The following is a 13,969-nucleotide window of genomic DNA, read 5'->3' as shown; positions in this document are numbered from 1 at the left end:
AGTGTCGCACCAAAATGGTGTCAAGACATGACACCAAAATAGTGTTATTCGCTTGTGGAAAGGTGGATGACATGACCGACGATGACGCCGAAATCCGGATAACTTTGCGCCTGCCCGCCAAGCTGCGCGACAGGCTCGAATATTCGGCAGGCATGAACTCGCGCTCGATGAATGGCGAAATCGTAGATCGGCTGGACTGGTCCTTTGACCGGTCCACCAAAGAGATGCAGGCCCTTCTCGACCAGATATCAGAGCGAGACGCGAGAATTCGAGAACTGGAAGCCTTTGTGCGTCCACCGGCAGAGCTGTCAGGCGCCGATCTCGCCAAAACCACTAAGCTTCTTGCAGAAGCGCTTGACCAAGTGAAGAAGAACACACGCCAGTATGTATTGGCGATGCGGTTTCTCCTTGAGGAACTTGTGGCCCAAGGCAAGCTAGATGAGAACGGCATGCGGCTAGCGCAACGCATGATCACAGAGACCGGGTTTCTCGACCACGACGAACCCGACGAATAGCCGGTGTCGGCGGTGGGCATGCCAACCGGCGCGAAATTGCGCTGATAAGCTCTGATGCTTGATGGCGACATGGTGGGCGCGACCTGTTCTCCTGCTAATTGGCACCCTATGCGTTACGCATTACGCAAGTCAACCGTAATGCGAAGAGAATTTCGTTAACTTCGAGTTCTTGCTTTGTTCCCTCCTAGTGAGTCAGAATGACGCAGCTAGTGTTTGGAGTTGGCAATGGACGGGGACGAGGCTGCGCGCCTGATCTTGGGCTTGGCGAGTGTATATGTCGCTTGCGACGACTGCGGGCATAACCGCGTCCTTCGCCTGTCGAATCTCAAACAGGCGGCAGCGTTAGGGGTTCACACCTATAGGGATCTGTGTTCAAAAATCCGATGTGGTGAATGCCCGCGCCGCCCTCCGGAAAAGCGCAATCTCACGATCCGCCCGACCTGGCAGGGAGAGGATCAGGTTGTGGCCTGAAAAACGATCTTATGAACCGTGAAGACGCTGTCCGCATCGAAGAACATCTCCTCGGTCTCGCCTTCGTCTGGGTTCAACTGACGAAGGCGCAGCCCTTTTGAAGTGTTGGAGATGAATTGCTTGATGTAGCTGTCCGGCGCTTCGTTTTCGTCCGCAATGATCTGAGCGACGACGAAATCGCCGGCGCGAACTGGCGCCCTTGGATTGAGCCATACCGTTTCACCAGCGAAAAATCTCGGTTCCATTGAGGTTCCATAGACCTGCACCGCATAGGCGTCATCGACCCCTTCCAGCATGGGCGGGCAGAAGACGTAAGCGATTTCCTGGCCGTTCAGAATGAAGCGGCCGTTCGCTCCAGCGACGGTCTGCCCGAGGAGCGGAACCATTCGGCCCGGAAACCTCTGGTGAACTGGCGGAAAGCTCGCATTTGGCTTCGGCCTCGGAACAGCCTCGGACGCTGAAGCAGGAGCCTCCCCTACGCCCCGGAGAAGCCAGTCTGACGAAACGCCGTATCGCTCGACGTAGGTGCTCAACGCGCGCCCGATCCCCCGACTGCCGTTTTCATGGGCAGCCATCGTGGCATACGGGATGCCGAGGGCCAGCGCTGCCTCGTTCAGGGTGGCGTATCCGGCAGCTTCCCGCGCGGCGCGCAATCGTTTTGTTATCTCGGTATCGCTCATGCGTTATGCATACCGGGTATTTTTCCACAGCGCCAGTTGCTATTCGCATTATACCTAACGTAGAATGACCGGCATCTGATTTGCACAGGAGCCGTCATGCCAGTCGTTACGTTTCTCGACTTCGACTTGAGGTCGCACCGGGATCACAAGCTGAAGTGGAGCCAAGCCCAGCTTGCCAGTTTTCTCGGATGCTCCCAAGCTCAAGTGTCGCGCATGGAAGCTGGCCGCCGGGTCACCCGCACCTTCATGAAGTTGCTGGCCACGATTGAGCCGCCATTCGTCGTAACGCGAACACATGACGGGACCGTCATCGTCGTCGACCCCAACAGTGGCCTCTCAGCATCCGGACCGAATGAAGCCGACGCATTGGCGGAGATCAGGCGGCTGCTCGCTGAGCGAGATGTTCGAATCGAGGAACTGCAAAGCCTCCTCAGCGGGAGCCAGGCGGCTTGACCCAGATCGCCTCTATCCGTGTCGATTTGATCGACCGCCGTTCCGATGCCCGGCCGCTTGACTCAGCCACCATCGACGGACTGACCCAGAGCATCAAGGTTGTCGGCCTCATAAACCCGATACGGGTCCGTCCAGTCGGCGAACGCTACGAGATCGTATCCGGCCACCATCGTTTTGGCGTCTGCGCCTTCCTCGACTGGGCTGAAATCCCCTGCATCGTTGCCGACGACGACGATCTCCATGCCGAACTGGCGATGATCGATGAAAACCTGATGCGGGCTGAGTTGTCCGCATCAGAGCGGGCGGTCCAAACCGCGCGCCGCAAGGCAATCCATCTGGAGCTGCACCCGGAGACCGCCCAACATGTGGCTGGCGCCCATGCCTCAAATCGGTTGCAGGGCAACGCAAGCGCAAACTTTGCGCCTGCGTTCGCCGCAGAGACGGCGAAGGCCACGGGTCAATCTGAACGCACAGTTCAGCTCCACGTAGAGCGCGGCGAAAAGGTCATCGGCGCAGCGCTGGACATAATTCGCGGCACGAAGCTGGATACCGGCGTTTATCTCGACAAACTGAAAAGGCTCTCGGCGTCCGACCAGATCACGGCAGCGAAGCGAGATGTCGCATGGGAGAAGCAGAAGTCCGCCGCAGCACCGCCGGAGAACTCGCAAGGGCGTGTCGGCGATACAGCCTCACAGGTCCAGCCCAAGGCCAAGCCGACATATGAGCAGATGCGGTCGGCGATCCTGCTGCTGGCCGATCTCACCGCCGACGACATCACCAGCATTTGCCCGCCGACCAAACGAGCCGCCATGTGCCAGAAGCTGGCTCACCTGGAACAGGTTTTTGGGCAGGTGCGGGAGGCCGCATCGACATGAGCAAGGTGGCGCTAGATTGGTTCAAGCACCAGCGAATTGGCGACGCAACGCTGAAGGCGGTCGTGCGGGCTATCGCGTGGAGCGCGGACAAGGGTGGCGGTGAATGTCGTGCCGCCCAGAGTGTTCTAGCCGCAGAAGCGTCAACGACAGATAGAGCCGTCCGGGCGGCGTTGGTGGTTCTTGAACGTCTGGAAATCATCCGGCGCAAGCCCCGCAGCAAGGGCAAGTACGGTCGGACGACAGACTTGATCATGTTGGCGCTGGACAGACATTTCGATGTCTCCAAGGCATCAGTGCGGGCCATCAGAAAGAGTCTTCGACCGGCTCTGCAACCGGAACGCCGTTCCGGTAAGACCGAGACTTGCAACCGGAACCGCGTTCCTCTGCAACCGGAACCGCGTTCCGGGGAATATAACCCGGTTTACCCAGAAGTACCCTATCAGGTTAGGATTAGCACTAACGTTGAAGGAAGTAGCACAGGGGGAGAGACGAACCCCACTGACCGGGCAGCCTACCCCGCCAACGTGATCCCGCTTATGTCCCGAGGTGTGGCATGAGCGCGGAGCTTCGCCACTACCAGGTCGCCGCGATCGATCTCGTTTGGCGCGCCATGGCCGAGGGCCGGCGTCGGCCGATCCTGATGATGGCAACCGGCGCCGGCAAGACCAAGACGGCAGCCGAGATCATCACGCGCGCTGTCGCGAAGGGCAAGCGCGTGGTGATGACCATGCCGGCGATCGAACTCATCGACCAGACCGTGCAGGCGTTGTGGAACGAAGGCATCCGCGACGTGGGTGTTATCCAGGCCGATCACCCGATGACGGACTATTCACGTCCGGTGCAGGTAGCGAGCGTGCAGACGCTGTCCCGCCGCAAGCTGCCCGAAACCGATCTGGTCATCGTCGACGAGGCGCACCGGGCGCACAAGATTATTTTCCAGTGGATGCAGCAGTGCCCAAAGCTGCCGTTCATCGGACTGTCAGCCACGCCGTGGACGAAGGGCCTCGGCAAGCACTACGACGATCTGATCATCGCCGCGACGACGCAGCAATTGATCCGAGAGGGATATCTCTCACCCTTCCGCGTTTTCGCGCCAAGTCATCCCGATCTGACAGGGGTTCGCACCGTTGCCGGCGACTATGCTGAAGACGACTTGGCGGAGGCCATGGATAAACCGCAGCTCACCGCGGACGTGGTCTCCACATGGCTGAAGCTCGGCGAGAACCGTCCGACGCTGTGCTTTGCCGTCAACCGTGCTCACGCACGCAGCCTGGAGCGGGATTTCAAGCGGGCTGAGGTGCCCTGCGGTTACGTTGACGGGAACAGCGAGCCATCCGAGCGCCGCGAAGTGAAGCAGGCTTTCGAGCGAGGCGACATTCGGGTTGTCGTCAACGTCGGCGTTCTGACGACGGGCGTGGATTGGGACGTCCGATGCCTGATCCTGGCGAGGCCGACAAAATCGGAAATGCTCTACGTCCAGATCATCGGGAGGGCGCTGCGACTGGCGCATGGCAAGGCCGACGCGATCATTCTGGACCATTCCGACACCACGCTGAACCTTGGCTTCGTGACCGACATCCATCACGAGAAACTGAGTGACGGCAACGAGCGTAAGGGGTCGGCATCCAGCCGCCCGGAGCGCCCTGCCCCGAAGCCGAAAGAATGCTTGTCCTGCACCCGGCTCAAACCCGCAGGTGTTCGCAAATGCCCTTCATGCGGATTCGAGCCGCACAAGATGGAGGCGGTTGAAACCAGTCAAGGCGAATTGGCCCATCTCGGCGGCAAGCAGATCAAGGCCAGCATGGACGACAAGCGCCGGTGGTATTCGATGCTGCTCTGGCATGAGGAGTTCAAGCAGTACAAACACGGTTGGGCCGCCAACAAATATCGTGAGAAATTTGGCGTCTGGCCGAACGGCATAGACGTGAAGCCCGCCCAGCCCGACGTGCAGGTTGGCAACTGGATCAGATCCACGCAAATCCGCTGGTACAAGGGTCAGGAGAAGGCGAAAAAGGCAGCGGAGGGCGCGCAGCATGCAGCCTGATCGCAAGCCTTTGCGTGATCGCGGACAAGGCAGGTGGCCGAGCATCCTTTCGGCCCTCGGCGTCCCCGACGATCACCTGAACACCCGCAAGCATCAGCCTTGCCCATGGTGCGGAGGAAAGGATCGATTTCGGTTCACCGACAAGGATGGAACGGGGGCGTTCTATTGCGGTCAGTGCAAGCAGCACAGCGCCGTGGATTACCTGATGCAGATCAATGGCTGGGATTTCGCCCAAGCTGCGAAGGAGATTGAGGGCGTTCTCGGTGAGGCGAAATTCTGCCGCAAGAAGAACGCCGACGACAGCGCCGCGCGCGCCGCGATGCAAAAGACGTGGGACCAGGCCGTGCCGGTCGTTGCCGGCGATTTCGTCGACCTGTGGTTTGCCAACCGCGGAATCCGGCAGGAGACCTATTGCCGGTGGCTGAAGAAAATCGATCTCGCCGAGTACGTCGACGACGAGGGCCGGAAAAGCCGTCATCCGGCGATGGTGGCTAAAGTTTTGGCGCCGGACGGTTCGCCCACGAATTTGCACCGCACCTATCTGACCCTGGATGGTCAAAAAGCCAAAGTCAGTTCGGTTCGCAAGGTCATGGTCGGAGGCATCCCCAAGGGCGCAGCCGTCCGATTGTTCGACGCCGGTCCCGTCCTTGGCGTGGCCGAAGGCATCGAGACAGCTTTTGCGGCCTCGGCACTGTTCGGCGTTCCAGTCTGGTCGACTATCAATTCCACGATCCTTTCAGGATGGCTGCCGCCCGAAGGCGTCCAGCAGGTCATCGTCTTTGGGGACAACGATCCGAAATTTGGTGGCCAGGCAGCCGCGACAGCGCTGGCGCACCGGCTTGCCTGCATCACAAACCGTCCGCTGGCGGTCGGCCTGGAGATACCGCCGACCCCAGGCACCGATTGGAATGACGTGCTTCTGGAACGGAGGCGTGCTGCAGCATGACCCGCCAGTTCACGCACGAGGCGATGGCCGAAGAAATTGGCAAGCTCGTCTGGAGCAAGCGCGCATGGCTGGAGCAGTTCGGCTCAGGAAAGGCCGGTCGGCCTCAGCACGAAATCGAGACCAAGCAGATCGAACTAGCAGTTCTTGAGCAAGCGCATGGCGACTATCGCAACGCGGCAGGAAGAAAGAAGGCGAGTGCATGACGCCAATCGTTTCGCTCAGCCAGGCTGAACTGGATGACGCCTACCACCGCGCATATTTCGAATGCGAGGCGGCGGCTATCGCGGCTGTCTGCCGGGTTTTGCCCTGGGAGGATGATCGGGCGACGCGCGACTTGCTGATCAACAGGATCGCGCAGGACCTGCACGAGGTCGAGGCAAGCCACCTTGGACCGGACCGCTATACGGCGTTGATGGACAGGCTCGTGGCGAAGCTCTCCGAAGGCATCGACGGAGCGCGGCCGCAATGACCATCGCCGAACGCCGCGCCCGCCGCGAATACGACCGGCTGAACCCATGGCGGCCGATGTCCGAAGCCAAGCCGGACGGAACGGTTTCCGAGCTGCTGTTCAACGACTTGGCCGGAGATTTCCCCGCCGAAACCTGCCGGTATTTCCTCGATCCGGACGGCAGTTGGTATCGCGTCGATCCGCCCGGAAAGGTCTGGCCATGGCCATCGCCTATGAACTGGCGACCCGCATTCGCAAAGCTGACGCCGGAGCGCCGGCATTACCTCAAGAAACAGGCTGACGCACAATGAAGCTTACCATTCCCGGCTGCATGTCCCTCGCCGTCCACGATCGCCGCTGGTTCGTCCTGCGGACGCGCGGCGGCTATGACGATCAAGTCTTCGCTGATCTGCTGGACAAGGGCTATGAGGCCTATTTGCCGCGGTCAAGGACGGACAAGTTCAATCGTCGGGTCCGCGTCTTCGCCGAGCGGACCAATCCTCTCATGCCAGGCTATCTGTTCATCGTGCATCCGCGCAAAAATGCACCGATTGATGATTGGCGGGAAGTCCGCGACATCAACGGCGTACTCGGACCGATTGGAACGTCGGTCGCGCCCCTGTTAATTCCGTGCAGCGTCGTTGAAGCGATGATGTCGAGCGAGTTCGAAAGCGCTTACGACGATACCCGCGCGGCCAAGATCATGCGCGGCGAGACCAGCCACGCGGCGCTGGAGAAGCGGTTCGCGCCGGGGACCAGGTTCACCGTGAAGGACGGACCATTCGCCACTTTTATCGCCACCGCCGACACTCTCACGATACATGATCGGGTAAAGGCGCTCGTGGAGATATTCGGCCGGATGGTGCCCGTCGAGTTCGAGCCAGACCAGCTGGAGCCCGCGCCAGAGAAGCGAAAATCCAAGGTAGCGTAGCTGATTTGTGCACAGCGCGGTAAAGTCGTTGTCGAAACCGCGCAAATCGGATATATGACGGGCTGGATGATTTGCTTGACCGATTGGGGGCCTTCGGGCGCTGCCAGCGAAGCGGACCCAGCCCGGCGGCGATGCACCGGGCGCGACGGGGTTCTATGGTCGGGACGCTACCAACTTAGCCAGTAAGTAGGGTCGCGACGGCTGCTCCTAAACAAACGTCCACCACGCCTCGCACCCTAAGTGCAAACAATCCTGGTGCAAAAAAGCGCACGCGTTCATTCCCGCATAGAGACTAGAGCTTCTGCAAGGCATCGATACGGTCGATTTCGCCTATGAGCTTCTGATAAGCCGATCTCGCATGGATGCAGTAGTCGAGATGTTCCTCGGTGATGTTCACCGGTGCATTGTCCTCTCGAACCGTGAAGACCCTGGCTAAGCCGGCCCCATAGTCAGCGATCTCAGCGTCGAGCTTGTCCAGCTTCTGCTGGAGAGCGTCGCGTAATGCTTCGACGGCTTTCGACATGCGATGCCTTTGCATGGTTCTTGCCACGCACCTGAGCGTAGCCATCGGCGGCAGCCCAGACAACAAGGCAGCCGAAGACCGTAGAGAAGATCAGGGCGACAGAGATGGGCATGCGAGACATCGACCTGCCATAGACCATCGGGTCGGGGGTACGGCTGTCACATGATTACAATCCCGTCACGATGACACCAATGGTTACCGGATCGTGAACGGTCAGGCGCGCCCACGCCTCCGCAGCGCTGACCGCCGCCCCTCGGCCAGGGAGCGCGGCTATACATGGGCATGGGAGAAAGCTCGATCAGCATTCCTCGCCGAGCCTGACAACCAATTCTGCGTGAAGTGCAAGGCACGTGGCCTGCTCAACTCAGGCACCCTGCGCATGGACGGCACGCCAGAGCGCAACCCTCGGCGCATCGGCCTCGTGGTCAACCACATCGTGCCGCACAAGGGCGACCAGACATTGTTCTGGGACAGGTCGAACTGGGAACCGCTCTGCCACGACGACCACGACATCACTGCCCAGCGTGAGGAGCATGGCCGCGACACGAACGGAGCCGACATAGACGGCCGACCGATAGCCGCTGATCATCCATGGAACCGCAGCCGACTTTGACAACGCTAAGGTTTTGACCTTCACTCAAGTATCGGGTGAGGGGAAACGGCGTGCAAGTAGAGAAGATCGATCCTATTAGGATCAAATACGAAGGCTTAGACGCAGATCGAAACATCGTTGAACTGGAATCGCTGGCGTCCTCACTTCGAGGTGCATCGCGGCTTCTGGTCTCCAGCGGGCAGGTCGCTCTAACTGGCCGCTATTCGAAACGAGATGCCAGTAATGAGGTTCGGGCCTATGCCCTGCCACCGCAAGCTGGCTCCTACGACATCTGGGTTATGGTGCAGCCCATCTTCGCGGTGGGTGCCGCCATTGCCGTGCCGATGTTGCCATACATCGACGTCATGGTGAGAACCGCAGCTACCAAAGCGACTGAAGCGCTTGTCAACGCAACTGTCGCACGATGGTCGGGAAGGTCAAAGGAAATGGACCAAGCCAACCAAGTCGCCGTTAAGGCTTTGGAGGAAATGGGTCACACATCGCGGGCCGCGATTGCGATGGCCGAGCGAGTTGCCTTGTCGAACCACCCAGCGGCGAAGTTGATTGTGCAGCCAATCGGCACGTCGGCGCAGACACTGATAATTGGCCATCAAGAGAGCGGAGCCTTCTCCGTCAATGCCGACGACCGCGCCGCGATTGAGCATGTGGAGCCTGTAGAGATCGGCAGCGAAAGGGTCATGACGCTCACGATCTCGGAGCTCGACCTCGTGACAAAGACTTGCAAGGTCACCGTAGTCGGCGACGACAGTGCGGCGGCAAGACGTGTCGCTGGCCAGATCACCGATCCACAGATCGCCCAGCCAAACAACCCCTACTCGTCAGCCTTCGACAGTCAGAAGCCGATCAACGTGAAGTGCAAACCTCAATACACCGAGGGTGAACTCGAGCGGCTGTTCATCTCCGACATCGCCGCCTAAGGGAGGGAGGGGCAAAAGTCAGGGGACTTGGGTGGCCGGACCGGCTGGGGGCTTCCTTCGCACCGAAAGCAAATTCCAAACAAAAAAGTTGAGGACACCCCGTAGGGGTGAATGCGCATGAACTTGGTCGACGATACGGGGTCTCTGGTCGTCGAGCCGGACTGGACCTCGCTTTTCAATGATGAGCTTGAGATCGCTGCCGCTCACGAGCATTGGCGCGTGATCAGCACCGAATTGCGAGAACGCCAGATTCTGTCTCCGGCCAACGCCCACGCCCTACTCAGGCTGATCGTCGCTTATGTGTCTTTCGACCGAGCATCGCGGGAAGTGGCGGAGAATGGCGCAGTGATGAAACCGCGCCGGAACAACGCGAAATCTATCGCTCGGGTCAGCCCCTGGTTCGTTGTCATGCGCGAGGCGAGCGCCGATGCGACTGGCCTGGAATCGAAGCTCGGACTGACGCCGCGGGACCGAAACGCCGCCGGCAAGGTTGAGCCGAAGAAATCAAAGGCACGAGCCAGAGATGCCTATTTCCGACCGGTGGCCTGACGATCCGGCAACACTGTACGCGCTGGCTACAGTCGACGGCCGGCGACCAGACGGAAGCCTGGCGGGTGAACTGGAAATCGCGGCATGCCGCCGTCATCTGGAGGATCTGGAAACCGGACCTGATCGGGGACTGCGGTGGGAGGTTGATCGTGCCCTCCATGCAATCAATTTCTACCCTTCGGTTCTCACCATAACCGAAGGTTCCCATGTGGGGCGCCCCTTCAAGCTTCTGCCTTGGCACCAGTTCGTTGCCGGCTCGCTGTTTGGATGGCGTAAGACCTCCGGACGCATGCGGTTCCGGTCTGCGTGGCTCGAAACCGGAAAAGGACAGGCGAAGTCGCCCTTCATGGCGGCCACAGGCCTCTACATGACGGGCTTCTATGGAATTGCTCGGGCAAGGGCATTCTCCATTGGGCAGGACAAGGCCACGGCGAACGTTCTGTTCAAGGACGCGGTCGCTATGTGCCGCGCGCCATTCCCGGTCGAAGACGGTGAGGATGTTGACGAGGCGGACACCTTGGTCGCAAGCGGGAACGTACTGATCCGCGGTGAAGGTGATAACGCCTGGAAGATCGAATTTCCGGCCGAAGGATCGTTGTTTCAGTCGCTGGCGAATGGCGAGTCGCCGTCAGGTCCAAAGCCAACGCTGGTCGCAGCGGACGAAATACACGAGTTCAAGAACAACACTTCGTTGGAGATTTGGAAGAACGCCATCGCCAAGATGCCCGGCGACGCTTTGATGTTGCTGGGAACAAACACACCCGCGTCAAACCAGATTGTGGGGACGGAGTACTCGGAATACTACCAGAAGGTGGTCAAAGGCGAGATTGAGGATGACGAGGCATTCGCCTTCATCGCTCGCGTCGACGAGGCGGATCGGGAAGACGTTTTCAATCGGCCCGAGGTGTGGACGAAATCGCTGCCGGCGCTGGGTATCACGTTCCCACTTGAGAACGTTCAAGGCATCGTCAACACCGCCAAGCATCTCCTGTCGACTGCTCTTTCAGCCAAGCGCCTCTACATGGGCATACCGCTTGGCTCGACGGGCTTCTGGATTGCGGAAGAGGCTTGGCAGGCTGTCCAGGGTTCGGTTGATGAACAGAAACTGAAGGGGCGCCGCTGCTGGCTGTCCCTCGACCTTTCCAAGAAGAATGACCTCACCGCGCTCAGCGTATGCTGGATCGACGAGCACGGTCATCTCTGGGTCAAGACGTTCTACTGGACGACGCTATCCGGTCTGAAGGACCGATCCCGCAAAGACCAGACGCCCTATGATCAGTGGGCCGAGAAGAAGCTGATCACAGCCGTCCCGGGCGCGGTGATCGACAAGTCTTTCGTAGCGGCCGAGGTGAGGCGCATCTGCGCCGAGCACGAGGTTGAGTTCATGGCCTTCGATCCTGCTGGCATGGCCGACTTCATCGCCGCTTGCGAGGAGATCAGGTTCGAGGTCTGGAAATATGAGGGACCGGACAAGGCAGAAGGCATCGGCTTGAAGCTGGTCAATCATGCGCAAGGCCCGCGAGTTCGCTTCGAAGATCGTCAGTTGACCATGCCCAGATCGATCGAGCGGCTGGAAGACAGAATTCTGAACAAGACCGTCACCATTGACGCCTCGCCGGTGTCGTACTCATGCGCAGGCAACGCGATGATGATCGCCGATGGTCAGGAAAACCGTGCCTTCGACAAGAAGCACTCCCGGGGAAGGATCGACGGCATGGTGACCATCGCGATGGCCGTTGGCGCGGCTGATAACGAACTTGGCGGGGAGCCTATCGATCTCGACAGCTTCTTTAGCAATCCGCTTCGAGTTGGTGCTTGATGACGAGCCGGACGCGTTCGCGCCAGCAGAAAAAGGCGCTTGTTCCGATCAATATGACGGAGCAACAGGCGGCCGAAAAGGATCGCCGGCTCCGCCTGCAAGATGGCGGCGCGTGGGCGGCTGCATTCGGTTATGACAGCGGGTCCGGGAAAACCGTCACGACCGAAACGGCCATGCGGTTGGCGACGTTTTGGGCCTGCGTCCGCGTGACAGCTCAGGCGGTCTCCTGCCTGCCTGCTGCAATGTATGATCGCATTGACGACAATGACCGAGAGCGCGTTGACGACGATCTCGCGGAGGTCATCTGCGAAAGCCCCAACGAAGACCAGACGCCGCTTGAATTCTGGGAAGGCAACGTCGCCTGGCTTCTAACTGACGGAAACGCCTATTCCGAGCGGGTAGAGTATGGGAAACGGCTCGTGGCGTTGCAGCCTATGGCCAGCAATCACACCAAGCCGATCCGCAAGCCGGATGGGACGCTCGTCTATCGTTTTCACGATCGTGGCAAGACCGAAGACCTCCCGCGCGACAAGGTCTTCCACATCAAGGGATTCGGGTTCGGCGGGGATGTCGGACTGTCGGCCATTCGCTACGGCGCCCAGACCTTCGGCACGGCACTGGCCGGCGACGAGGTGAGCAGTAGGCTTCTAGGGTCCGGGTTGTCGGCTGGCGGCCTCCTGAAGTCCGAATACAATCTCACCGACGATCAAAAGGCCGATCTGCGCTCCATTCTGGAAGAACACATCGGGTCGCCGAATACCGGCAAGCTTCTCATGCTGCCGAAGGGCATAACCTACGAACGGCTTCAGCTTGATCCGGTCGATGCCGAGCTATTGGCCCAGAAGAATCTGTCAATCGAGGAAATCTGCCGCTGGACAGGTACCCCGCCGATTATCATCGGACACGCCGCGCAGGGTCAAACGATGTGGGGCACCGGCGTCCAGCAGATTTTGCTGACCTGGCTGGCGCTCGGAATCGATCCGATCTGCGACCGTATCGAAGCGCGGGTGAAAAAACAGCTCATACGGCCCACGGGTGACCGTCGTCGATATTTCGAATTCAACCGCGAAGCCATGATGCAGATGGACAGCGCCGCGAAGGCCGCGTTCCTCTCGACTGCCGTCCAGAATGGCCTCATGACCCGGAACGAAGGCAGGGCAAAACTCAACCTGTCCAAGATGCCCGGCGGCGAGATGCTGACGGCACAAACCAATCTCGCACCGCTCGAAAAGCTCGGTGGTGAAGTCAATGACGGCGCGCAAGCGCGTGCCGCTATGAGGGCTTGGCTCCTCGACCAGGTCGACCAGAAGGACAAGGAAGCAGCATGAGCAAGCGCGATCTGCCTGTCGCCACCGTCTCGGCTCGACCGGGCCTCAAGAGCGATATTCCGAACACGGTTCTGTCCCGCTGGAACCCTGAGGTCAACGCGGCGGCCAACGATGACGCATCGATCTCTATCCTCGACGTGATCGGGTCGGACTGGTTTGGCGAGGGCGTCACCGCAAAGCGGATTTCGGCAGCCCTGCGCGCCATCGGCAAAAAGGACGTGACAGTCGTCATCAATTCGCCCGGCGGCGACTATTTCGAGGGCTTGGCGATCTACAACCTGCTGCGCGATCATCCCGCCAACGTGACGGTCAAGATCGTCGGCATCGCCGCCTCGGCCGCTTCGGTCATTGCCATGGCTGGTGACGAAATCCAGATCGCACGCGCCGGCTTCCTGATGATCCACAACACATGGGTGATCGCTGCCGGCGACCGACACAATCTGCGCGATGTGGCGGACTGGCTTGAGCCCTTCGATAATATGGCCATCGACATCTACGCGGCGCGCACCGGCATGGAAGCCAAGCCGCTCGGCAAGATGCTCGACAATGAGACGTGGATCGGCGGTTCCGACGCGATTGAGCAAGGCTTTGCCGATGCTCTCCTGCCTGCCGACGAGATCGACAGCAAGACCAAGAACTCCGCCGAGGGCAAGGCCGTTTCGGCCGCTCACAAGGTGGACTCCCTTCTGGCCAAAATGAACGTGTCGCGTTCCGAGCGGCGCGAACTCATCCAGGCCCTGAAAGGCGGCATGCCCAGCGCTGCCGCAACCGGCATGCGTGGCGCTGCCGTCGTCGAGGAGGTCGAAACCCTCCTGAACTCCCTGAAAGCAATTAGGACTACAGCCTAAAGGAGGCAT

General features: G+C 59.9%; 17 protein-coding genes. 15 read left to right on the top strand and 2 right to left on the bottom strand.

All coding sequences use genetic code 11. The annotated features are described in order from the left end of the window. Nucleotides 1-71 precede the first annotated feature (71 nt). Complete coding sequence (locus J2X35_RS16080; RefSeq protein WP_310187307.1) at nt 72-515, top strand: Arc family DNA-binding protein; 444 nt, start codon at nt 72-74, stop codon at nt 513-515. 455 nt (nt 516-970) lie between these two features. On the opposite strand, the gene J2X35_RS16075 is transcribed toward J2X35_RS16080, so the two are convergent. Beyond that, entirely contained in the window at nt 971-1,666 is a 696-nt protein-coding gene (locus tag J2X35_RS16075; RefSeq protein WP_310187305.1) for a S24 family peptidase, read from the bottom strand. Between the two features lie 96 nt (nt 1,667-1,762). On the opposite strand from J2X35_RS16075, the gene J2X35_RS16070 reads away from it, so the two are divergent. From J2X35_RS16070 to J2X35_RS16035, 8 genes are all read left to right on the top strand, one after another. After that, a complete protein-coding gene (locus J2X35_RS16070) occupies nt 1,763-2,119 on the top strand; it encodes a helix-turn-helix transcriptional regulator (RefSeq protein ID WP_310187304.1) in 357 nt (118 codons plus the stop codon). Then, nucleotides 2,116-2,994: a ParB N-terminal domain-containing protein gene (locus J2X35_RS16065; protein WP_310187302.1), complete on the top strand. Its 879-nt coding sequence runs from the start codon at nt 2,116-2,118 to the stop codon at nt 2,992-2,994. Before J2X35_RS16070 ends, J2X35_RS16065 begins: the two co-directional genes overlap by 4 nt. A 553-nt stretch (nt 2,995-3,547) precedes the next feature. Beyond that, nucleotides 3,548-5,038 carry a DEAD/DEAH box helicase gene (locus J2X35_RS16060; RefSeq protein WP_310187299.1) on the top strand — a complete coding sequence of 497 codons (1,491 nt, stop codon included), beginning with the start codon at nt 3,548-3,550 and terminating at the stop codon, nt 5,036-5,038. Beyond that, nucleotides 5,028-5,984, top strand: a complete 957-nt coding sequence (locus J2X35_RS16055; protein WP_310187296.1) for a toprim domain-containing protein — start codon at nt 5,028-5,030, stop codon at nt 5,982-5,984. The genes J2X35_RS16060 and J2X35_RS16055 overlap by 11 nt, the downstream gene beginning before the upstream one ends. Next, on the top strand, nt 5,981-6,187 hold the full coding sequence (locus J2X35_RS16050) for a hypothetical protein (protein ID WP_310187294.1): 207 nt from the start codon (nt 5,981-5,983) through the stop codon (nt 6,185-6,187). The genes J2X35_RS16055 and J2X35_RS16050 overlap by 4 nt, the downstream gene beginning before the upstream one ends. Then, nucleotides 6,184-6,453, top strand: coding sequence for a hypothetical protein (locus tag J2X35_RS16045; RefSeq protein WP_310187291.1), 270 nt, complete (start codon nt 6,184-6,186; stop codon nt 6,451-6,453). The genes J2X35_RS16050 and J2X35_RS16045 overlap by 4 nt, the downstream gene beginning before the upstream one ends. Then, nucleotides 6,450-6,743, top strand: a complete 294-nt coding sequence (locus J2X35_RS16040) for a hypothetical protein (protein ID WP_310187289.1) — start codon at nt 6,450-6,452, stop codon at nt 6,741-6,743. Before J2X35_RS16045 ends, J2X35_RS16040 begins: the two co-directional genes overlap by 4 nt. Beyond that, complete coding sequence (locus J2X35_RS16035) at nt 6,740-7,363, top strand: transcription termination/antitermination NusG family protein (protein ID WP_310187286.1); 624 nt, start codon at nt 6,740-6,742, stop codon at nt 7,361-7,363. The genes J2X35_RS16040 and J2X35_RS16035 overlap by 4 nt, the downstream gene beginning before the upstream one ends. A 292-nt stretch (nt 7,364-7,655) precedes the next feature. Here the strand turns inward: J2X35_RS16035 and J2X35_RS16030 are convergent, their stop codons facing one another. Beyond that, the gene (locus J2X35_RS16030; protein WP_310187283.1) at nt 7,656-7,886 is read right to left on the bottom strand and encodes a hypothetical protein; all 231 of its coding nucleotides are present in this window, start codon (nt 7,884-7,886) and stop codon (nt 7,656-7,658) included. Nucleotides 7,887-8,265: 379 nt separating this feature from the next. Here J2X35_RS16030 and J2X35_RS16025 point away from each other — a divergent pair, with 379 nt between their 5' ends. The 6 genes from J2X35_RS16025 to J2X35_RS16000 all read left to right on the top strand — a co-directional run bounded on the left by J2X35_RS16025 (nt 8,266) and on the right by J2X35_RS16000 (nt 13,960). After that, entirely contained in the window at nt 8,266-8,499 is a 234-nt protein-coding gene (locus J2X35_RS16025) for a hypothetical protein (protein WP_310187280.1), read from the top strand. A 50-nt stretch (nt 8,500-8,549) separates the two neighbouring features. Continuing rightward, nucleotides 8,550-9,416: a hypothetical protein gene (locus tag J2X35_RS16020; RefSeq protein ID WP_310187278.1), complete on the top strand. Its 867-nt coding sequence runs from the start codon at nt 8,550-8,552 to the stop codon at nt 9,414-9,416. A 117-nt stretch (nt 9,417-9,533) separates the two neighbouring features. Next, the gene (locus J2X35_RS16015) at nt 9,534-9,965 is read left to right on the top strand and encodes a P27 family phage terminase small subunit (protein ID WP_310187276.1); all 432 of its coding nucleotides are present in this window, start codon (nt 9,534-9,536) and stop codon (nt 9,963-9,965) included. After that, complete coding sequence (locus J2X35_RS16010) at nt 9,940-11,784, top strand: terminase TerL endonuclease subunit (protein ID WP_310187273.1); 1,845 nt, start codon at nt 9,940-9,942, stop codon at nt 11,782-11,784. The genes J2X35_RS16015 and J2X35_RS16010 overlap by 26 nt, the downstream gene beginning before the upstream one ends. Beyond that, entirely contained in the window at nt 11,784-13,112 is a 1,329-nt protein-coding gene (locus J2X35_RS16005) for a phage portal protein (RefSeq protein WP_310188706.1), read from the top strand. The genes J2X35_RS16010 and J2X35_RS16005 overlap by 1 nt, the downstream gene beginning before the upstream one ends. Then, complete coding sequence (locus J2X35_RS16000) at nt 13,109-13,960, top strand: head maturation protease, ClpP-related (RefSeq protein ID WP_310187270.1); 852 nt, start codon at nt 13,109-13,111, stop codon at nt 13,958-13,960. The genes J2X35_RS16005 and J2X35_RS16000 overlap by 4 nt, the downstream gene beginning before the upstream one ends. Nucleotides 13,961-13,969 lie beyond the last annotated feature (9 nt).

The sequence above is a fragment of the Mesorhizobium sp. BE184 genome, assembly GCF_031457045.1.
Taxonomy (GTDB): Bacteria; Pseudomonadota; Alphaproteobacteria; order Rhizobiales; family Rhizobiaceae; genus Mesorhizobium.
Note: the sequence above shows the minus strand (reverse complement) of the source record. Positions and strands in the feature narration are given on the sequence as shown.